Origin of the sequence: Pseudarthrobacter sp. CC4 (genome assembly GCF_048957775.1) — a bacterium.
Classification (GTDB): Bacteria; Actinomycetota; Actinomycetes; order Actinomycetales; family Micrococcaceae; genus Arthrobacter.
This window is the reverse complement of record NZ_JARCCZ010000004.1, coordinates 1-19350: the sequence shown is the minus strand read 5'-3', so window position 1 is coordinate 19350 and position 19350 is coordinate 1. Positions and strand designations below refer to the sequence as shown.

Below are 19350 nucleotides of genomic sequence, written 5' to 3'. Positions count from 1 at the left end.
CCGTAGGGAGGGCCGTTGGCCTGGTTTTATGCCAGCAGTGCGCAGATGTCCGTTACATCTCCAGTACCGCTGAACACTCTTTCTTCAGTCCCATCCGCTTTGAGGGCAAAATTGAAGTTTCCCTCCAACAGATAGATTCCCGGCAATTCTGAGTTTGACTCCCGCGGATTAAGCACCACGTTCAATCCGGTCACGGTGACTTCCGTTGTGCCGTCAGCCTCTACCTGTGCATGCGTGCTGCCCGTAATGAGAAAGGTTGCTTCCTCTCCAGTCTTCAGGTTGGTGATGGTTACCTCCTGCCCCGGAGATGCTATGAAGAATCGGTCGCCGGGAAGGTCAACAAACTTTGATTTACCGGTAACCACCAACTGCACCGGGTACTTGCAAAGCTGGTTGGCCTTGAAGGTCACATCCAGGAGGACGTCACCACCCGGGGCAGCAGTAGCGGGGCTGGCACTGGCAAAAAAGGCAAAGAACAGGGCGCACAGGACTAGCAGTTTCTTCATCGGAAACTCCATTCAAGAATTCAGGTGGGCGCGCAGGGGGAAGATATATTCAAAACAAATGCGCGCAATGGACCATGCTGATACTCGGCGTTGAATGTTCAGCATCCGCGGCAGCCACATTAGGTGACTCCGCAGACGGATTGCGGGCGCGGCGCAAAGTGCCGGGGTTATCTCCGCATAATTTCTTACTTAGTGAGTAAGTTCGGCTTCTGTATCGACTGAATGACGATCACCAGATGGCAGGATGTTAGTCCGCTGATTCCGGGCTTGTGAAGCACTAAAGGCGAAATAGGGGGCTTGAATAAGAAGTAGGGGGGACCTGCACGCATCGGCTGCCGAACTGGCGGTCCTTGGCCCTTTGCACGGAACACGAACGACGGCGGCACGCGGCCGCCGTCGTTCGCTTTGCCTTTTCGAGGCTGGTCCCCGCATCGAGTGAGAGAAGGTTTGGGTTGAACCCACATCAAGTGAGAGAAGGTTTAGGTTACACCCACATCAAGTGAGAGACGGTTGGAATTTAACCGACGTCAAGTGAGAGAGCGTCGGGTGGGGGGTTAGACGTCGGCGAGGAGGGTGGTTGGGTTTTCGATCGTGTCGGCCACGAAGCGGAGGAAGCCGGCTGCCGTGCCGCCGTCGCAGACCCGGTGGTCGAAGGTCAGGGTCAGCTCGGTGACCTTGCGGACGGCCAGCTCGCCGTCCACCACCCACGGCTTGTCGATGATCCGGCCGACGCCCAGGATGGCCACCTCGGGGTGGTTGATGATTGCCGCGGAGCCGTCCACCCCGAACACACCGTAGTTGTTGAGCGTGAAGGTGCCGCTGCCAAGCTCGGTGGGGGTCGCCTTGCCCTGGCGCGCGACGTCGGTGAGCCGACGGATCTCCGGACCTCCAGCACAAAGCGTTCTTCGCGTGCGGACCAGATCCTCATACGCTGGCGGCAACGGCAATGAATGCCACTTATGCCACGAAACCGGTCAGAGCGCAGGCAACATCGGCGCTCAGCGCAACGCCGGTAGACGACGGCGGTAGGACGGCTTGCTGGATGGACACCACCCGCACCCGCATCTTCGCCGCATACCGGACCACCCTCCGCTACACCGACGACGACGGCGCCACATGGATCGACGTTCCCGGCCTGAAACTCATTAAGGACATCATCGCCGTCCGCGACTTCGACAACGGCGAAGTCTTGGTCAGCTCAGGAGGCGTCAACACGCTGGCCGAACTGTGGGTATCCACCGGGTTTCGGGCCAACCCACAGACCGCGACGTGGAAGAAGACCAAGACCGCAGCATCACCCGGCGTATACTTCTCCAACTCGTGGTCTTTCAGCGTCCACAAAAACATTGTGCTGGTCAACGAGTACGGCCCGAAGCCGGGCGGCAGCGGAAATGCCCGCTACGTTTACATGTCCCTCGACTACGGGCAGACATGGAAGACAATCTACGACCTCGGCACCGGCACCGGTAACCACCTCCACGGCAGCTGCTACGACCCCTACTGGGACCGTATCTGGGTGACCTACGGAGACGACACCTCAGCGATCATCTACTCCGACAACCTCGGCGCGAACTGGTCAGTAGCGCAGTCCACGACCGCATCACAGGGCGATTTTCAGGCAGTCGGCATCCTGGCGCTGCCCAACTGTGTCATGTTCGCCTCGGACGGTCAGCCTAACGGTGTTCTCCGCATCCCCCGCACCGCAGGGAAAGACGCCGGAATATACACTCCCGAGATTGCCTACCGGCTCGACAACGCCACGTCACTGACGTGGCTGGGCCACCTACCGTTCCGCGCACAAAGGGCCGGGGACGACGCCCCCGCGCTGTTCCCGTTCGCTCCGGAACTTTCCACGGGCAAATCAAAGGTACTCGCAACCGTAGACGGCTACACGTTCAACGTCATCTGGGAAGACACCATCGACACCACCAGTCGGGGCGCGATCACGGCACTCGGCTTAATGGCACGCGTGAAACTCTGGATCGTCTCATCGGACGGACGCCAAGCGAACTACAGCAAATGGGTCGGCAACATGCCGATCGGATACTAAAGAGAGAACCCCTTGACAACAGGACCAGACGCTACCGCTGGCCGCAAGCGCGACCACCTCCTTAGCCTCTCCCAGCCCACAACCGACACCACCGTTACGCGTGTGAGCGCCACAAAGTATCAGGTAGCCCAGCGGGTCCAAGGTCAGCAGTGACGACCGTAACTACGGCAACTGCTGAGCTACTTCCGGGCACTCGCACGCTTTCACAGTTCGACTCCGCATATGAGTACGCTCACGACTGCGCCACGAATGGGTCCACTACCAGTTCATCGGCAACGTCCACGGCTACGACAAGCAAACCTCCTTCCGCGTTTTCGTGGACAACGAGGAAGGTATCCTGGCGAACGCTGAACGGCGCTACGGCGCCGTTACGGTGGTCCGCAAGTCAGAGCTGTACCACCCTGACGCGGTGGCCGTGAAGCAGGCGGATGTGACGGTGACCTACCGTTTCGGCTCGGCGGGCATGGTAGTTGAGTGGTCCTGTGTGTGGGCTGTCACTGGGGCGAAGGTCAAGCGGTCCTACCCGGCGATGTTTCCGGTCAACGGGGACACCTTCACGGTAGGTCCTTGACCTATGCCGTCACCGACTACGCACTGACGGCGAACGCCGGAACCGACTACGGCAAGATTCCCTCGGACACGATCTATATGTGGGAACCTGCCGGGACCATCGGGGCGCTCCTGCACCTGCCGGACCTCGAAAAGGCTGTGGGCAACTGGGGCGAGAACTCCCAGGACATCTACGCAGCCATCGAAGACCGTGTTCCGACGAACGTGAACCTTGGCAACCTGTCCAAGGCGTACACCACCCGGCAGGGTGCGCTTGGCCCCGTCGCCACGGTAACTGCCGGGGAAGTGTGGAAGTCAGTTGCCGTGTACCGGCTCTGGCGCTCCGTGGACATCAACTCGGCCCTGGCTCGATAAACAAAATGGACCCCCTCGACATGAGGGGGTCCATTTTTGCGTCTCTAGAGTTTCAGCGCCGTGGCGAGGATCGGCGCGAGTGTCGTTGCATAGTTCGGCGTCATGTGGCCCTGGTCCGCGTAAACGGGAGTGGTCCCGACGAAACCGGGGCAGAAGTTCCCGGAACAGAACCAGTCACGGGTGCGGATCACTTCAGCCTTGGCCTCCGGGACCGCGGCTGCCGCGTCACGCACCGCACCGTACAGTTCGCCGTAGCGGTTGTCCGGGGAGGTCACGCAGTCACCGGGCTTACTCACCCGAGTGGCGCACTCCTGCAACGCCTTACCACCCGGCGGCGGATCCAGCAGAACTACGCGCTTGGCTGCACCGGCCACACTAGTCAGGGTTTCCTTGGTGCCCGCGATCCACTCACTCACCACAGCCGTACCTTCAGCTTTGGAAACAAGGCGCATGCTCGCGTCCTCTGAGCTGGACAGGATCACCATGTCAGGCTTGACCGCCTTCACCTGGTCAAGAGCCCACTGCCGGAACGGATCGCAGCGGGGGTGCTCCGACTTGTCGCCCCGGAAAACACTGACCGTGACGGCCGGGCACTGCTGCATTGTGTAGACCATCACCTTGTAACCCTTGGGTTCCAGCGCGGCCCGGACAGCTGGGACGTAGCTGATGCCGATGGAGTCACCAATCACGATGGCGGTCTTCGATGCAGACGCATCGCCATACACGCATGTCTGGGCTTTGGCGATATCCGCCTCAAGGCTATTCGAGTCGCCGCCGAGGCAGCCGTCCTTCACCCACTCGCTGGCTTTGGCATTCTGACCCAAGTTGTCTATCGAGGGGTTGAGGTCCGGCCACGCTGTCTGGGCGAGGGCGGCATTGATCTGCGCCGTGTGCTCACTCTCCGGGGTCTTCGGCGCATCCTTGCCTGTCGTTGCCAAGGGCACGGGAATGGCGACAGGCTGAGCGTTTCGATGGCTTGCATCCTGCGCCAGTGCAGCTCCGGCAACACAGGTGGTCACAAGCGCGAGAGCGACGAGCCCACCGATGGCGGCTTTCTCCTTGGCGTCCGGTGACGGTGACCGCTTGCCCTTCGGCTCCAACCAGCCGGACTTCCTGATCGGGTCTTCCAGCAGGTGGTAAGACAAGACCGACAAGCCGCCTGCGGCAGCGATTATTGCTCCGAACAGGAGCGGCCCCTCAACTGGGAGAATCGCGCCGAACAGGACGATGACCGGGAAGTGCCACAGGTAAAGCGAGTACGAGATGTCGCCGATGTACCGTGACACCGGGTTCGTCAGCGGAGCCAGGAAGCGGGCCTCACCGCCCACGCCTGCACCAATGACCATCGCCGTCGCAAGCACCGGCACAACGGCCCACGGCGCAGGGAAAGGCATCTCCGGAGTGACCGCGAAGATCGACCAGACGATACCAGCCAAGCCCACATACGCGAGCGCCGGGCGGACCGCTTGCGGTAGCTTCGCCAGGGCGCCGGCAGAGGCAGCCAGGACGGCACCAATGCCCAACTCCCATGCGCGGGAGAACGTCGAGAAGTACGCAACTGTTGGGTTGTTCGCCGTCTCCCACATCGCAAACGCGAATGCAGCAACCGTCAAGGCCACCATCGTTGCGGTGAGCGCGATGCGGGACAGGCCCTTCGACCACCCGGCCTTCACAGCAGCGCCCAAGACAAGGACAATGAGCCACGGCCAGACGACGTAGAACTGTTCCTCCACCGCGAGGGACCAGAAGTGCTGGAGCGGCGAGACCGCACCACCCGCCTGCATGTAGTCGGTGCCGACCAAGGCAAGGTGCCAGTTCGTCCCGAACACGAGCGACCATAGCCCATCCTCGGTGATCTTCATGGCCCGGCCGCTATTGAACACGGCCCACGACGCGCCCACGGTCGCTATGAGGACCAGAACGGCAAGCGGCAGGATGCGGCGTGCGCGCTTCCGATAGAAGTCCGCGAACGAGATCCCCCCGGACCTCTCATGCTCGCGCAGGAGCAATCCGGTGATCAGGAAGCCCGAGATGACGAAGAAGACATCGACGCCCACAAACCCACCATGCGGGTAAGCAAAGGTATGGTCAGCGATGACAGCCGAGACAGCCAGGGCACGCAAGCCCTGAATGTCAGGGCGCAATCCATGACCCTTCTTTGGCTTCGAATTTGTGGCATGCCGAATGCCCGTACTGGTTGAAGACATAGATTCCCCCTGTTGAGACCTAGCCCCAATGATAAGGGGTCAATAAGACCGGTTAAGTGTCGTTGTCTTCGGCTAACGAGTGGTTACCACTCTAAGGAGGCTCCCTAAAATAAACGCCCACTACTGAAGGAGACGTAGGGCAGCCACTCCGTGGGAGTCCTACGTCTCCTCGATGTGGGCTACATGTCCGCGAGGAGGGTGGTTGGGTTTTCGATTGCGTCGGCCACGAAGCGGAGGAAGCCGGCGGCCGTGCCGCCGTCGCAGACCCGGTGGTCGAAGGTCAGGGTCAGCTCGGTGACCTTGCGGACGGCCAGCTCGCCGTTCACCACCCACGGCTTGTCGATGATCCGGCCGACGCCCAGGATGGCCACCTCGGGGTGGTTGATGATTGCCGCCGAGCCGTCCACGCCGAACACGCCGTAGTTGTTGAGCGTGAAGGTGCCGCTGCCGAGCTCGGTGGGGGTCGCCTTGCCCTGGCGTGCGACGTCGGTGAGCCGGCGGATCTCGGCGTCCAGTTCGCGTGCGGTCAGCTTCTCGGCGGCGCGGACGGACGGGACCACCAGGCCGCGGTCGGTCTGGGCGGCGATGCCGAGGTTGACGCCGTCGAACGAGACAATCTCCTGGGACCCATCGGACGCAGTCTCGATCCGCGTGTTCAGCTCCGGGTACTTTTTTAGCCCGGCTGTGACAAATCGCGCGATGAACGCGAGCAGGCCCGGCACCTGGGAGCCGCCGGCCTTGAGCCCTTCGCGAAGCTCCGACAGACCGGTGGCGTCGACGTCCACCCAGACGGTCGCCTCGGGGATTTCGGAACGGCTGCGCGCCATGTTGGCCGCGACGGCCTTGCGCACGCCCCTGACCGGCGTCCGGGCAGCGATGGGCAGCCCGGTCCGGGCGTCGACGCCCTCCGGAGCCGCTGCAGGTTCGGCAGGCTTGGTCTCGACGGGCCTGGTTTCGGCAGGCTCAACCACCGGGGCATGGATGGCCTTCTCCACGTCGCGGCGCATGATCAGTCCGCCCTCGCCCGAGCCGGGGAGCTCGCCGAGGTCCACGCCGTGCTCCCGGGCCATCCGCCGCACCAGCGGGGAAATGACGGCTCCCAGTTTGCCGGGGACGCGGGTGCGCAGCAGGGAGAGATCGTCCTCGGTAGGAGTTTCGGCGGGCTTGGTGTCGACAGGCTCAGCCAAGGCAACGGACGACCTGCGGGCGCGGGTGCGCCGGGCAACGCCGTGTCCGCCCGGGGTTCCGTAGCCGATCAGCACGTTGCCGGACCCGGCCTTCTCCTCCTCGCGGTACGCCTCCGCTTCCGGGTGGGCTTTGGCGGGCTCCGCCGCAGGCTCGCCCAGCTCGGTTTCCGCAGGCTCCACCACCGGCCCGGCAGGCCCGGCGGGGGCGGCATCATCCGCGGCGGTGCCAGCCACGGAGACAGGCGTCACCGAGATCAGCGGCTTCCCCACGTCCAGCGTCTCGCCCGGCTGCCCGTGCAGCTCAGCGACGATCCCGGCGTACGGGGAGGGCACCTCAACCGTGGACTTCGCAGTCTCCACCTCGGCAATCGGCTGGTCCACGGAAATCTCGTCACCAACAGCAACGTGCCAGGACACCAGCTCGGCTTCGGTGAGGCCCTCACCCAGGTCCGGCAACAAAAACACACGCGTTTCACTCATGGTCAGTTCTCCCACTGAAGGTCGTCGACGGCGTCGAGGATGCGGTCCACGCCGGGCAGGTAGTACTTCTCAAGCTTGGGCGCCGGGTACGGGATGTCGAACCCGGTGACGCGGCGGATGGGGGCGGCCAGGTGGTGGAAGCAGCGCTCCTGCACCCGGGCCACGATCTCGGAGGACACGGACGCGAAGCCGTGGGCTTCGGCAATCACCACGGCCCGGCCGGTCTTCCGCACCGACGCGCTGACCGTCTCGTCGTCGAACGGGACAATGGTGCGCACGTCGATGACTTCCAGCGAGCGCCCTTCCAGCGCTGCGGCCTCTGCGGCGGCGAGCGCGGTGGGGACGGAGGGCCCGTAGGCGATCAGCGTGGCGTCCGTGCCGGGACGCGCGACGGCGGCGCGGCCTTCGGTGGTGCGTCCCGCCGTCGTGCCTTCCGCGTGAAGGCGGCGGAGCTCGTCCAGGTCCACCAGGTCCTTGGACCAGTAGAGCTTCTTGGGCTCCATGAACATCACGGGATCATCGGAGTCGATGGCCTCGCGGAGCATCCGGTACCCGTCCGCCACGGTGGCCGGGGTGAACACCTTCAGGCCAGCGGTGTGGGCGTAGTAGGACTCGGAGGAGTCGCAGTGGTGCTCCACTCCCCCGATGCCGCCGCCGTAGGGCACCCGGATCACCATGGGCAGCTTCACGGCGCCCTTGGTGCGGTTGTGCATCTTGGCCACGTGGCTGACGATCTGCTCGAAGGCCGGGTAGGCGAACGCGTCGAACTGCATCTCGATCACCGGGCGCATCCCGTTGATGGCCATGCCCACGGCCATGCCCACGATGCCGGACTCGGCCAGCGGGGTGTCGAAGCAGCGCTGCTCCCCGAAGGTGGCGGTGAGCCCGTCGGTGATGCGGAACACCCCGCCCAGCATGCCCACGTCCTCGCCGAACACCAGCACGGACGGATCGGCGTGCATGGCGTCGGCCAGGGCGGTGTTGAGGGCCTTGGCCATGGTGACCGGCTGCGGTCCCGCGGCTTCCGCGGTGGCGGCGGCGGAGGCTGCTGCCCGGGCGGTGGCGGCGCTGACGTTGCCGTTGGCCTCGGACGAGGTGGTGATGGTGGGGCTCACTTGCCGGCCTCCTGTGATGATGCTGCGTCGCGGGCGAGTTCGTCGGCGAGCAGGGCGGACTGTTCCCTCAGCTGGGGCGTGGACTTTTCGAAGACGTGGCGGAAGAGCTCCTGCGGGTCCACGGGGACGTCCTCGCTGAGGCCGTCGCGCAGCTGCGTGGCCACGGCTTCGGCGTGCCCGGCGATGCGCGCTTCCACGGAGGGGTCCAGCAGGCCGCGGTCCGTCAGGTAGGTCCGCATCCGGTTCACCGGGTCCTTGGCGCGCCATTCCGCAACCTCGCTGCTTTCGCGGTAGCGGGTGTCGTCGTCGGCGTTGGTGTGGGCCTGCATGCGGTAGGTGTTGGCTTCCACCAGCAGGGGGCCGGAGCCTTCGCGGGCCAGTTTCACGGCGCGGTCCAGGACGGCGAGGAGGGCCACGACGTCGTTGCCGTCCACGCGTTCGCCGGCCATGCCGTAGCCCACGGCCTTGTGCGCGAGCGACGGCGCCACGGACTGGTGCGCCAGCGGCACCGAGATGGCGTACTTGTTGTTCTGAACGAAGAAGATGACGGGCAGGTGGAAGACGGCGGCGAAGTTCAGGGCCTCGTGGAAGTCGCCTTCGCTGGTGGCGCCGTCGCCGCACATGGCCAGCACCACGGTGTCCTCGCCGCGGAGCTTGGCGGCGTGGGCCACGCCCACGGCGTGCAGCAGCTGGGTGGTGAGCGGGGTGCACTGGATGCCCACCTTGTGCTGGAGGGGGTTGAACCCGCTGTGCCAGTCGCCGCGGAAGATGGTCATCACCTGCACGGGGTCCACGCCGCGGGTCATGACGGCGACGGCGTCGCGGTAGGTGGGGAACATCCAGTCGCCGTCGGAGAGGCAGAGGGCGGCGGCCACCTGGCAGGCTTCCTGGCCGTGGCTGGACGGGTAGACGGCCATGCGGCCCTGCCGGACCAGCGCGGAGTTCTGGTCATTGACGCGGCGGCCGACGACGAGCTGTTCGTACGCTGCCAGCAGTTCGCCGTCGCCGGGCAGGGGGTATTCGTGGCCGGGTTCGGTGCCCTGCTCACTGTCCGGCAGGAGCCGCCCGGCCGGGTCCACCATCTGGATCTGGTGCCGGGCCGGGAGCATGTAGTCCTCGGCGCTGATGCCGAACTTCTTGGCCGTTTCCGAGAGGTCGTTCCCGGCGGGCGCCGTGCCGGTGTGTTCCGGCGCGGTGTGGTCTGCGGAGATCGTCATTGTTCCGTCCTTCTGTTGCCACTATTCCTTCCCAGTATCCGCCCCGGGCAGGTTTCGTATCCAGCTCCCGGAGGAATCGTGGAGAAGCTGCGCGATTCTGCCTGCTGTGGGAGACAAATTGTAAGTGTGAGCCAGATTACTGACAGGGTGCGTGGACAAAATGGAAGCCGGGGCCGCCGGGCCCCGGTGACCACGCTCTTTCCTCGACCAGGTCCGGTGCTGATAGCCCGTGCCAAAAGTCCCTTGACCTCTCCTTCATGCGGGACCACACTCGGAAGGTGCGCAGGGTGCGGAGGGACAGTGCAGTCCTTTCTGCCCCGGAACCGCTGTGGGCAGGGCGGCATCTCTTACACCGAGGAATTACAAAAAGTGGGGGCAACTGTAATGGACATTGAGAAGTTGTGGGACCGGCTCGAACCGGAAACGCGGCAGTGGCTGGTGGACAATCCCGGATGCAGGATCCTTCCCCGGACCGTCGTGGCGGCGATCACCAAGGCCACCGGGGTGCAGGTTGAACAGGACAGGCACGGGGAAAGTTCCCTCTCCCCCAGTGACTGCGACTTCCTCCGCACCGCGTCGCAGCTGCAGGATGCCAATAGCCGCAAGTCTCTGTAGCCGGGCCTTTGGCCGGGTTTTCGCATCCGGCATCCCGTGAACTGCAACGATCGTGCCCGATTCTGCCTACACTGGAAGACGAATTGTAAGTGTGGGCCGGATTACTGACGGGGGCCGTGGAGCAAGTGGCAGCCAGGGATGCCGGGACGGAACCCGTTCCGCTGGACGAGATCGACCGCAGGATCATTGCCGAGCTGACCCGGGACGGCCGGATGTCCGTCACCCAGGTGGCGGAGAATGTGCACATCTCCCGGGCGCACGCCTACACGCGCATCGGCCGGCTCACTTCTGAAGGGGTGCTGTCCAAGTTCACGGCGCTGGTGGACCCGATCAAGGCGGGGCTCCGCTCGTCCGCCTACGTGACGCTGAAGCTGAAGCAGGATGCCTGGCGGGAGCTGCGCGACCAGCTCGCCGTGATCCCCGAGGTGCACCACGTGGCCCTGGTGGGCGGCGACTTCGACGTGATCCTCCTGGTCCGCGCCGTGGACAACATCGACCTGCGGCGGGTCATCTTCGACCAGCTTCAGTCCATGCCGGGCGTGCTGGATACCCAGACGTTTTTGGTGTTCGAGGATTTGGATACGCGGTAGATCCTAGTGGCGGGCTCTTGCCCGGATCAGTCCTCCGGCCAGGAGCCCCATCCCCGCGAGTGATGCCAGCATGCCGCCCAGTGCTACGGCGTATTCGGTGATCGTCATTTCCGTTGCCCCTCCCCTGCTGTCCTGCCCTGATGGGCCCAAGCTACGCCCGGAAGCTCAGCATTGGCCGCAGGCACGGCGAGGGTTTGGTCAAGATTTGGGCACGACAGGAGGGGCTGGGGACGACGTCACCGCTCAAGGGCAACAGCCCCTACTGGTACCCGTCCACTATCGCCGCAGCGATCTCCTTGTAGGCACGCCGGGTCTCGGACTTGAGCACATCCAGTGTGACGAGGTCCCCGTCGGCCACGCCGCGGTCATGGGGAACAGCAATGAGTTCCCGGCAGATCCCGGCGAGGTGCTCCTCGATGGCGTCCTTGTCAACGCGGGAGGAGACTTCGTCCTTGTCCGTGATCACGACGATGGCGTTCCGGGCGAGGTCCTCATACCCGTGGCTGGCCAGCCACTGCAGCGTGCTGCGGGCGCGTTTGGCACCACTTACGGCGTAGCCAGCGGCGATCACCAGGTTGTCCGCCGACTGCAGGATCCCGCTCATCGCGTTGTGGGTGACCCCCGTGCCGCAGTCCGTCAGTGCCACGGAGTAGTAGCTGGAAATGAGCTTGCGGATCCGAAGGTACTCAGCAGCCGTCAGTGAGTCCGAGACCTCCGGGTCCTGCTCCCCCGCGATCAGGTGGAGCCTGCCGGCGTGGTGCATGTACCGGGCCAGGGCCGTGAGCGATTCGATGGACTCGATGTTTTCCAGCAGGTCCGTAATGGTCCGCGGGCTGGACTGCTGGTAAATGCCTTCGCCCAGGGCACGTTCCACCAAGTCTCCGGAGTCCGGATTGGCGTCGATGGCGCAGGGGGCGTCCCCGCGGTATTCAGCCAGGGTCAGACCCACGCCGACGGTGGTGGAGGTCTTCCCGATGCCGCCTTTTAGGCTCAGGATCGCGGTGTTGTAGCTGCCCTGGAGCTGGCGCGAGATGCGGCGGGCCAGCTCATCCTCCTGGCGCTGCTTGGCGCTGGGGCCCAGGTTCCAAGCGCCGCCAGTCATGCTGTAGAGCGCACCCCGGATGCCGCCGACGGGCCGCGGCTTCTGCTCCTTCACGAACAGCCCGGGTGAGCTGATGAAGTCGGGCATGGGGCTTTCGGCGATGCTGTCGGCAACAGTAGGCCGGACGCGGCGGAAGGCGGGGGTTTCCGCAGGCGCGGCCGACGGGGCCGGCGCGGCTTCCGCGGCCGCCGCGTCCCGGATGGAGGTGATGGTGTCCGGCAGCGCTGGCCGCGAGGAGGCCGGCGGTCGGGTTGGAGCGGGCACAGGGGAGGAAGGCTGTGCGGCGTCGGCTGCGGCTGCTGCCTCCGCCCAGGAAGTCCGGTGCGTCACCGCCTGTCCAACGTCAGGCGGGCTGGAAGGGGTGGGTGGTACGGCTGGCATGGTTCCTGTCCGGGCATCCTTGGGCTCGCCATCGGCGCGACGAAGGTCGCGGCGTCGGCGCAGCGGCGGCTGCCCTGCATCCTCTGCATGGGCGCGTGCGTTCTGATCCGCCGGATCGGGCATGTCTGTCCCCCCAGGACGTTCGGCAAAAGTTCGGCAGCACTGGTTCAAACAGTAAGTCTAGGGGTTTGAACAGAAAGTCCGGCTCAGACGCGAAGCAGGGCGGCGCCTACCACGGCAGCTGTGAGCACCAGGAGAACTGCAATAACCGCATACCCCTGCCACTTGGGCCGGACCTTGTGGGGATTAATGTCAACGTAGGGCATGGTCAGCGTTGGTTACCTCGGGGTGCGGGCCGGACGGGGATCCGGAGTGCGCGGCGCTTGAGCCGCAGCATCTGGTCCAGGACAGCGAAGGGAACCAGCAGGGTACCTAGCAAAGCGCTAAGCGCCAGTGCGTAGTCCGAAAAAGCCACAACAGCCTCCATTGGTCAAGTGATCCCCATCGCCTCGAACCTAATCACGTGACATATCGATTCACAAGTCACGTCGAAAAGCGCGACCTAAGCCTCTAGAGCCATGATCTTCGACAATCAGCACTGCACCCATCGGCATTAACGCGCGAGGACAATCAGCAAAACAAAGGAAAGCAGCCTTATCTTTTACTTTCACCGATCCTGGCCCGCGCGCCTATCACCAAGGGCTAACCGCCTGGAAAGCGGGTGGGCAAACCTCAAGATTTCCTTAAGAAAGACGTATTATTACGAGGCTTCCTGGGGCCTGAGCCGGTTCTCCTGCAGCCGCTTGATGAACCACCGGGACTGCTCGGGGGCCGCATGGCAGGACGAGAATCGCCGTGGTGGCGTCGTTGGGGGTATCCCGAATGGACTGGCGGGCCTGGCGGACGGCCGTGGTCATGGTTTTGACGAACTTGTCACTGCACGGCTTTCCGGTGCACGGGATAAGGAATTCGTAGCGGTGTCGCAGCGCCGAGATTTGCCGGAGCACGTTCGCCCACTCTTCCGGGTAGGAGCCTTGGAGGGTGGGCACCCCGCTCCACGAGGACACCTACGTAAAGAGTGGTTGGCGTGCCAACCAAAAGGTCACCGTTAGTGTGCCACGGCCCAGGTAGAACAGAGTTGACGTCAGACCACCCAGGTCGACTAGGACCGGCTGGTCCTTGACGACGGCATTGGGGACAACATGCTCGACGTCAAAACCCGCACTGGATGACATCTCCGGTTCCAACGTGCCGGCGCTGCAGCCGCTGGTCGATCTCTTTGTGGCACAGGTCTGGTGGGCCCACAAATACCATGACGCCGGGCTTCGGCGAATACGGGTTTGCCAAAAAAGTGGTCGTAGTTCGGCGTGGGTGTTGACGACGACGAGGAGGAGGGCAGTCTTCTGCCAGACCGCGTCCAGGATCTCGCGCCCTTGGCGGGGACCAAACCGGTGTCGATGACCATAGCGCGCTCGGCGCCGACGATAAGGCCCGGTTCAGCAGGGAGCCTTCAGTCACCAGTACATAGTTGTCCATGCCGACTTCGAGCCATTTCGGCATTGTTTCTCCGTACCTCCGGCATGGAGCGTGTGTCTGTCCTGATGACCGACTGTACCCACAGCACTCCAGCAGCACATGGACTAAAGCCGCTGGCGGTTCAACGTGGTAGCCGCGTATAGGTAGCAAAGTATGCGTCCTGCCTGGGCACCAATGCAGAACGAAAGCGAGTCCCGCTTTGTCCCGATCCACGAGCCGTGCAACTCGTAGTGGCCGCAACTTCGAACGCTGACAGATGTCATACTTCAAGAGCACATCTTCGGCTTGTCAAGAGAGGGGGCCGGGCCAGCAATGCCACCGATCATGCGCAAACAAACTTATTCGGACATATTGACAGTGGGCGCCACCGTCCGAAATAGGCCCTTGGGCGTAGGCACCTGTGCCATAGGTTGACCCTTCCCTGGCAATAGAACCGTGATGCCTCAGCTTGCCCACTAAGCGTAGACAGTGCCTTCCCGCTGTCCGCGCGCTACTTCCCCGCATGAGGAGCCTCATGACGTCACCCTCGATATGGCCCTGGAAATTGAAGAATTTGTCGCATTGGACGGCCAAACTCTAATTCGAATCAAGGCATGCCCAGATATCGTTCTCGGAAGGGCGCGCTCCATCAAATTCGCAAGAGTTAGGAGTTCGAATCCGGCTAGCAAACAGCGCAGCCCTAAAGGCAAGATGCAGGAGGCGCATGGTCTGCTGTCTTCGCGTAGCCCTCCGGGTTGGCTTCTTGCCAGCCCCAGTGGTCAGTGCACATCTGAGACAAGTTGCGATGAGCACGCCAGCCTAGATCCGTGAAGGCGGCCGTTGGATCAGCGTAACTAACAGCGGCGTCTCCGGGGCGCCGGGGACCAACCTCGTAAGGTATTGGACGGCCGCTAGCTTCGGCGAAAGCAGAAATTACTTCGATAACTGACGAACCTCGACCTGTGCCGAGGTTCCACCGGAAAATCCCGGTTCTCGGTACAAGAAAATCTAGGGCTGCTATGTGGCCAGCCGCAAGATCCATGACATGGATGTAGTCTCTTATCCCGGTACCATCTTCCGTCATGTAGTCGTCACCGAAGATAGTCACTTTATCCCTCCTGCCCGCTGCAACCTGCGCAACGTAAGGGAGCAGGTTATTGGGGATACCCTTGGGGTCTTCGCCGATGCGGCCAGATTCGTGCGCTCCGACAGGGTTGAAGTATCGAAGCACCGCAATACCCCACCGCGGATCGGAAGCACTGAGATCTGACAGAATCTCTTCGATCTGTTGCTTTGTCCGACCATAAGGATTCATCGCCTCAAGCGGCGAATCTTCAGTCAAGGGTACGGCCTCAGACGCTCCATAGACGGTGGCGGAGGAGCTGAAAACCAGGCGATGGACTGCAGTCTCCTGCATGCAGTCCAAGAGATTGAGCGTGCCTGCGACGTTATTTCGGTAGTAGCGAAGAGGCTCCGTGGCCGACTCCCCTACCGCTTTCAGGCCCGCAAAGTGAACTACAGAATCGAAACGTCCTTCAGCGAACACGGAAAGTAGACCTTCGTAGTCGAGAAGGTCCATCTCCTTGAACATTATCTTCTTCTCCGTCAACTCCTCGATACGCTCAAGAGAGTCCACCACCGAGTTGACGAGGTTATCAATCACAACGACTTCATGTCCCGCTTCCAGCAGTGTCAAAACCGTATGAGACCCTATGAATCCGGCGCCCCCGGTAACCAAGATTTTCATGAAGCCATCTTAGGAGTATCGGCGCAAGTACGATAATTGTTGCCAGACGCTAAGCCGTTGGGGCTTGTTCAACGCCCCCCACTGATCGTCAATGCTAGTTGTGGGCAAGGAGTGTCCCAGGTACCGGTGGGCATCACAGGGGCGGAGACTTGAGCCGGTCACAGCCCGGTAGACTGGACCATATAGCATGGTTTGCCACACCGGCAGCCGTATTGGCGCGTTTGCCAAGAAACTTATACAGGGGGACCCCGGTGGACCTACGCGATTACTTGCGCATTTTTAGCCGTAATTGGCTTCTGATCGTCGGCTGTACGTTGGTCGGCCTTCTTTTTGGAGGTGGATATTCCATCGCCACCAAGCCGACCTACGCGGCGGAAACGCAACTGTTTGTCGCTATCCAAAATTCCGGTTCTGTGCAAGAACTCCAGCAAGGCAACACGTTCAGTCAAGCCCGGGTTCAGTCATATGTGAAGGCAGTCAATTCACCAATTGTGCTCCAACCTGTCATTGACAGTCTCGGTCTGGAAGTGACCGCTGATGAACTTGCAAAGTCAGTAAAGGGCACAACAGACGTAAACACAGTTCTGATCAATATCGAAGCAAGCGATTCCTCGGCGGTAAGATCGGCCGCTATCGCCCAAGGCGTTGCGAACAGCCTAATAGAAGCTATTGAACGCATTGAGAAACCCAAGAATGGCGGAAGTTCGCCCTTCAACGTATCCGTAATCAAGCCCGCGGTGGCTCCTTCCAGCCCTTCCTCGCCCAATACTCGTCTAAACCTCATACTCGGCCTCATGCTCGGCCTTGGTACTGGATTTGCCTCCGCCATAGTTCGGACGCGGTTAGATAACAAGGTCCGTGGTGAAGCTGATATCCGCCATATCACGGATGCGCCGGTCCTAGGCGGAATCGCGTTCGATGGCGATGCAACCCGGACGCCACTCCTGACCCAGACCCCCGCGCAGAGTCCAAGGGCAGAGTCCTTCCGCCAGCTACGCACAAATCTGCAATTTGCCAACGTCGCAAAAGGGGCGAAGACCGTTCTGGTCACGTCTTCAGTGCCGGGGGAAGGAAAGAGCACCACCGCTACCAACCTGGCCATTGCTTTGGCGCAAGCAGGGCAAGCCGTCTGCTTGGTTGATGCAGATCTACGTCGACCCATGGTGAGTGAATACCTAGGCTTAGACCGCAACGCTGGCCTGACGACGGCACTCATAGGTCAGGCGGATGTGAGGGAACTGCTACAGCCGTGGGGTGATGACGAGCTCTTCGTTTTAGCTTCTGGGCAGATTCCCCCGAACCCCAGTGAGTTGCTAGGCTCGATGGCCATGCAACAGCTGCTTGAAGACTTGGAGCAAGTCTTCGACACCATAATTATCGATGCTCCTCCATTGCTTCCGGTTACTGACGCCGCGGTTCTATCCCAGCATGTCGGCGGGGTCATCGTAGTTGTTGGCTCGCAAAAGTTGCGTCACCAGGAGCTTGAACGATCTCTTAGTGCCTTAGAGATGGTGGGATCTCATATCCTCGGAATCGTACTGAACCGCTTACCGGCCAAGGGCCCGGATGCATACTCGTACAGCTATTACAGAAACGACAATCACGAGTCACTTGAAAAGATCGATGTTCGGCACTCTGCGTTAAACGTATGGCAACCAGAATCAGCGCCAACGAGTAATAATGCTGTAGGCACGCAAGAAGGACGATGGACACGACCAGCGAAAAAGTTCCCAGCGAATCGGTCCTAGTCTCTAAAACAGATGAACGCGGGATTGTGCTGGGTGGGGAACGCGGCGCAGGTCGGGCCTTTTTCATCGGGCAGGACTTCCTCGTAGGCGAAGCGGGTGTAGTCGTCCACGGCGACGTGGACGTAGTCGAAGCCCAGCTTTTGGTGTGAGGTGCGGTGATTGGCCAGGTTCCGGGCCGGGTCCGCCCGCCAGCCTCCGCCGTCCGCGATCCTGCCGAGTTTCTTGACGCTGACGAGGATCATGTCCCCCGGGGCGTGGCGTTCATAGCGGCGACCGGTCGCTAGGGCGGCGCGGATCCGTGCCCCGGTGATCGGGTCCAGGTCCCACAGCCTGGGCATGCCGGCCCTGGCGAGGATTCGGGAGACCGTCCGGGCGCTGGTGCCGCAGCGCACTGCCAGATTGGCTGGCCCCTCCCGGTGCTTCACGCGCTGGGTCAGGACGTCGGCGACGACTTCCGCCGGGGTGGCATGCGGGCATGACTCTGCTCTGGAGCTACGGTCCTGAAGGCCGTCCCAGCCGTTGGCACGGTACCGGCTGATCCAACGGCGGGCACAGGTCCGGGAGATACCCATCTCCTTAGCCACATGCGCAATCGGGCGGACGGCCAGGACGCGTTTGACGAGGATCCGTCTACCGGTCAGGGTCAGACGGGCATTACGGTAGAACATGAAGACCTCTTAGTCATTGGCTGTGTGTGGTAACCACCAACCTAAGAGGTCTTCACCCTGAACCGTCCCGGGTTTGATGCCGCTATCTTCTGTGAGAAAGATAGTGATTGTGCCCAAGCAGTTCCCGCCCGAAGTCCGTGACCGGGCAGTTCGCATGACCATGGATCGGTTGTCCGAATACCCGTCTGTCTATGCTGCTTGCAAGGCACTGGCGCCGAAGCTCGGGGTCGGCGCTGAATCGTTGCGCCGGTGGGTTGTCCAGGCCCAGGTGGACGCCGGTGAGAAGACCGGCCCGAGCAGTGATGAGCTGGAGGAGATCAAGCGGCTCCGGGCTGAGGTGAGGGACTTGAAAGAGTCCAATGAGATCCTGAAACAGGCTTCGATTTTCTTCGCGAGGGAGCTCGACCCTCGCCGGCGCTGATTTGTCGATTCATCGACGAAATGCGCGCTGTTGGTTATGCGGTCGAGTCGATCTGTGCCGTCCTGCGGGAGCAGGGCGTGCAGGTCGCCGCACGAACCTACCGGGCGTGGAAGAAACGCCTGCCGGCCTTGCGCACCATCGAATACGCCCGCATCACGAATGCGCTCCGGGCCCTTGCAAGTCCTCGACGCGCAGGGACGCCCCGGCCCGAGATCATCTACGGGCGGCGGAAAATGACGCAGTGGCTGCGCCGTAACGGGTTCCCGGAAGCCTCCAAACACACTGTGGACCGGCTCATGCGCGAAGAGGGCATGAACGGCCTTATCAGAGGCCGCAAGACCCGCACCACCATCCCGGGCAAGGACGGCCGCCGAGCCGGCGACCTGCTGAATCGGGACTTCACCGCCCCGTCCCCGAACCGGATCTGGGTCACTGATTTCACCTACGTCCCGGTCTACTCCGGATTCGCCTACGTCGCCCTGGTCATCGACCTGTACTCCAGGGCAATCGTCGGCTGGGAAACCTCAACCGTCAAGGACACCGCGTTCGTTGAGCACTGCCTGCGGATGGCCCTGTGGCGGCGCGAACACACCGGCCGTCCGGCACCGGCGGGACTGATCCACCACTCAGATGCGGGAAGCCAGTACACCTCCATCCGTTACACGGACACCCTGGCCCTGGAGGGCCTGGAACCGTCCATTGGCAGCGTGGGGGATGCTTATGACAATGCAGCCGCCGAGACCGTGATGGGGCTCTTCAAGAACGAGGCCGTGGCAAAGGATTCACCGTTCCGCAGCGGGTGTAAGCGGCCATGAAAAACTGCCCATAGGCGGCCACGTAATTGCCCACTGACGGCCAGTAGAACTGCCCAGCGGTG

17 protein-coding genes and 2 pseudogenes are annotated in these 19350 nt (G+C 62.4%); 8 read left to right on the top strand and 11 right to left on the bottom strand.

The features are described from left to right. Positions 1 to 26: 26 nt before the first annotated feature. Both PV768_RS04465 and PV768_RS04460 read right to left on the bottom strand, forming a co-directional pair. Entirely contained in the window at positions 27 to 506 is a 480-nt protein-coding gene (locus PV768_RS04465; protein ID WP_421092371.1) for a hypothetical protein, read from the bottom strand. 554 nt (positions 507 to 1060) lie between these two features. Further along, a pseudogene (locus PV768_RS04460) lies at positions 1061 to 1387 on the bottom strand (2-oxo acid dehydrogenase subunit E2); the annotation flags it as partial. A gap of 161 nt (positions 1388 to 1548) precedes the next feature. On the opposite strand from PV768_RS04460, the gene PV768_RS04455 reads away from it, so the two are divergent. From PV768_RS04455 to PV768_RS04445, 3 genes are all read left to right on the top strand, one after another. Then, complete coding sequence (locus tag PV768_RS04455) at positions 1549 to 2556, top strand: hypothetical protein (RefSeq protein WP_421092370.1); 1008 nt, start codon at positions 1549 to 1551, stop codon at positions 2554 to 2556. A 316-nt stretch (positions 2557 to 2872) separates the two neighbouring features. Then, positions 2873 to 3127 carry a hypothetical protein gene (locus tag PV768_RS04450; RefSeq protein WP_421092369.1) on the top strand — a complete coding sequence of 85 codons (255 nt, stop codon included), beginning with the start codon at positions 2873 to 2875 and terminating at the stop codon, positions 3125 to 3127. Then, complete coding sequence (locus PV768_RS04445) at positions 3124 to 3480, top strand: hypothetical protein (RefSeq protein ID WP_421092368.1); 357 nt, start codon at positions 3124 to 3126, stop codon at positions 3478 to 3480. Before PV768_RS04450 ends, PV768_RS04445 begins: the two co-directional genes overlap by 4 nt. 44 nt (positions 3481 to 3524) lie before the next feature. Here PV768_RS04445 and PV768_RS04440 read toward each other — a convergent pair whose 3' ends face one another. The 4 genes from PV768_RS04440 to PV768_RS04425 all read right to left on the bottom strand — a co-directional run bounded on the left by PV768_RS04440 (position 3525) and on the right by PV768_RS04425 (position 9686). Further along, a complete protein-coding gene (locus PV768_RS04440) occupies positions 3525 to 5624 on the bottom strand; it encodes an acyltransferase family protein (RefSeq protein ID WP_421092367.1) in 2100 nt (699 codons plus the stop codon). A gap of 242 nt (positions 5625 to 5866) precedes the next feature. Next, complete coding sequence (locus PV768_RS04435) at positions 5867 to 7354, bottom strand: dihydrolipoamide acetyltransferase family protein (protein WP_421092366.1); 1488 nt, start codon at positions 7352 to 7354, stop codon at positions 5867 to 5869. Between the two features lie 2 nt (positions 7355 to 7356). Beyond that, the gene (locus tag PV768_RS04430; protein WP_321214214.1) at positions 7357 to 8469 is read right to left on the bottom strand and encodes an alpha-ketoacid dehydrogenase subunit beta; all 1113 of its coding nucleotides are present in this window, start codon (positions 8467 to 8469) and stop codon (positions 7357 to 7359) included. Next, entirely contained in the window at positions 8466 to 9686 is a 1221-nt protein-coding gene (locus tag PV768_RS04425; RefSeq protein ID WP_421092365.1) for a thiamine pyrophosphate-dependent enzyme, read from the bottom strand. The genes PV768_RS04430 and PV768_RS04425 overlap by 4 nt, the downstream gene beginning before the upstream one ends. Before the next feature lie 369 nt (positions 9687 to 10055). Here PV768_RS04425 and PV768_RS04420 point away from each other — a divergent pair, with 369 nt between their 5' ends. Continuing rightward, positions 10056 to 10301: a hypothetical protein gene (locus PV768_RS04420; RefSeq protein ID WP_421092364.1), complete on the top strand. Its 246-nt coding sequence runs from the start codon at positions 10056 to 10058 to the stop codon at positions 10299 to 10301. Between the two features lie 125 nt (positions 10302 to 10426). Then, positions 10427 to 10891 carry an Lrp/AsnC family transcriptional regulator gene (locus PV768_RS04415; RefSeq protein WP_321214217.1) on the top strand — a complete coding sequence of 155 codons (465 nt, stop codon included), beginning with the start codon at positions 10427 to 10429 and terminating at the stop codon, positions 10889 to 10891. Between the two features lie 259 nt (positions 10892 to 11150). Here PV768_RS04415 and PV768_RS04410 read toward each other — a convergent pair whose 3' ends face one another. The 4 genes and pseudogenes from PV768_RS04410 to galE form a co-directional block, all read right to left on the bottom strand. Next, complete coding sequence (locus tag PV768_RS04410; protein ID WP_421092363.1) at positions 11151 to 12374, bottom strand: MinD/ParA family ATP-binding protein; 1224 nt, start codon at positions 12372 to 12374, stop codon at positions 11151 to 11153. Between the two features lie 328 nt (positions 12375 to 12702). Continuing rightward, on the bottom strand, positions 12703 to 12849 hold the full coding sequence (locus PV768_RS04405; RefSeq protein ID WP_421092362.1) for a hypothetical protein: 147 nt from the start codon (positions 12847 to 12849) through the stop codon (positions 12703 to 12705). Between the two features lie 285 nt (positions 12850 to 13134). Beyond that, positions 13135 to 13934 (bottom strand): annotated as a pseudogene (locus tag PV768_RS04400) (MBL fold metallo-hydrolase). A 655-nt stretch (positions 13935 to 14589) separates the two neighbouring features. Then, entirely contained in the window at positions 14590 to 15636 is a 1047-nt protein-coding gene (gene galE / locus PV768_RS04395; RefSeq protein WP_421092361.1) for a UDP-glucose 4-epimerase GalE, read from the bottom strand. 251 nt (positions 15637 to 15887) lie between these two features. On the opposite strand from galE, the gene PV768_RS04390 reads away from it, so the two are divergent. Further along, positions 15888 to 17384 (top strand): polysaccharide biosynthesis tyrosine autokinase, encoded by a 1497-nt coding sequence (locus PV768_RS04390; RefSeq protein WP_421092360.1) that lies wholly within the window; start codon positions 15888 to 15890, stop codon positions 17382 to 17384. On the opposite strand, the gene PV768_RS04385 is transcribed toward PV768_RS04390, so the two are convergent. Continuing rightward, positions 17381 to 18052, bottom strand: coding sequence for a helix-turn-helix domain-containing protein (locus PV768_RS04385; RefSeq protein WP_421092359.1), 672 nt, complete (start codon positions 18050 to 18052; stop codon positions 17381 to 17383). The genes PV768_RS04390 and PV768_RS04385 overlap by 4 nt on opposite strands. A gap of 109 nt (positions 18053 to 18161) precedes the next feature. Here PV768_RS04385 and PV768_RS04380 point away from each other — a divergent pair, with 109 nt between their 5' ends. Continuing rightward, positions 18162 to 18473: a transposase gene (locus PV768_RS04380; protein WP_421092358.1), complete on the top strand. Its 312-nt coding sequence runs from the start codon at positions 18162 to 18164 to the stop codon at positions 18471 to 18473. Positions 18474 to 18493: 20 nt separating this feature from the next. Then, entirely contained in the window at positions 18494 to 19288 is a 795-nt protein-coding gene (locus PV768_RS04375) for an IS3 family transposase (RefSeq protein WP_421092357.1), read from the top strand. Positions 19289 to 19350 lie beyond the last annotated feature (62 nt).

Excerpts from the sequence above, each read along its gene's own strand:
- PV768_RS04385 (WP_421092359.1), bottom strand. The coding sequence starts at position 18,052 with ATGTTCTACCGTAATGCCCGTCTGACCCTGACCGGTAGACGGATCCTC.
- PV768_RS04410 (WP_421092363.1), bottom strand. The coding sequence starts at position 12,374 with ATGCCAGCCGTACCACCCACCCCTTCCAGCCCGCCTGACGTTGGACAG.
- PV768_RS04435 (WP_421092366.1), bottom strand. The coding sequence starts at position 7,354 with ATGAGTGAAACGCGTGTGTTTTTGTTGCCGGACCTGGGTGAGGGCCTC.
- PV768_RS04465 (WP_421092371.1), bottom strand. The coding sequence starts at position 506 with ATGAAGAAACTGCTAGTCCTGTGCGCCCTGTTCTTTGCCTTTTTTGCC.
- galE (WP_421092361.1), bottom strand. The coding sequence starts at position 15,636 with ATGAAAATCTTGGTTACCGGGGGCGCCGGATTCATAGGGTCTCATACG.
- PV768_RS04375 (WP_421092357.1), top strand. The coding sequence starts at position 18,494 with ATGCGCGCTGTTGGTTATGCGGTCGAGTCGATCTGTGCCGTCCTGCGG.
- PV768_RS04425 (WP_421092365.1), bottom strand. The coding sequence starts at position 9,686 with ATGACGATCTCCGCAGACCACACCGCGCCGGAACACACCGGCACGGCG.
- PV768_RS04455 (WP_421092370.1), top strand. The coding sequence starts at position 1,549 with ATGGACACCACCCGCACCCGCATCTTCGCCGCATACCGGACCACCCTC.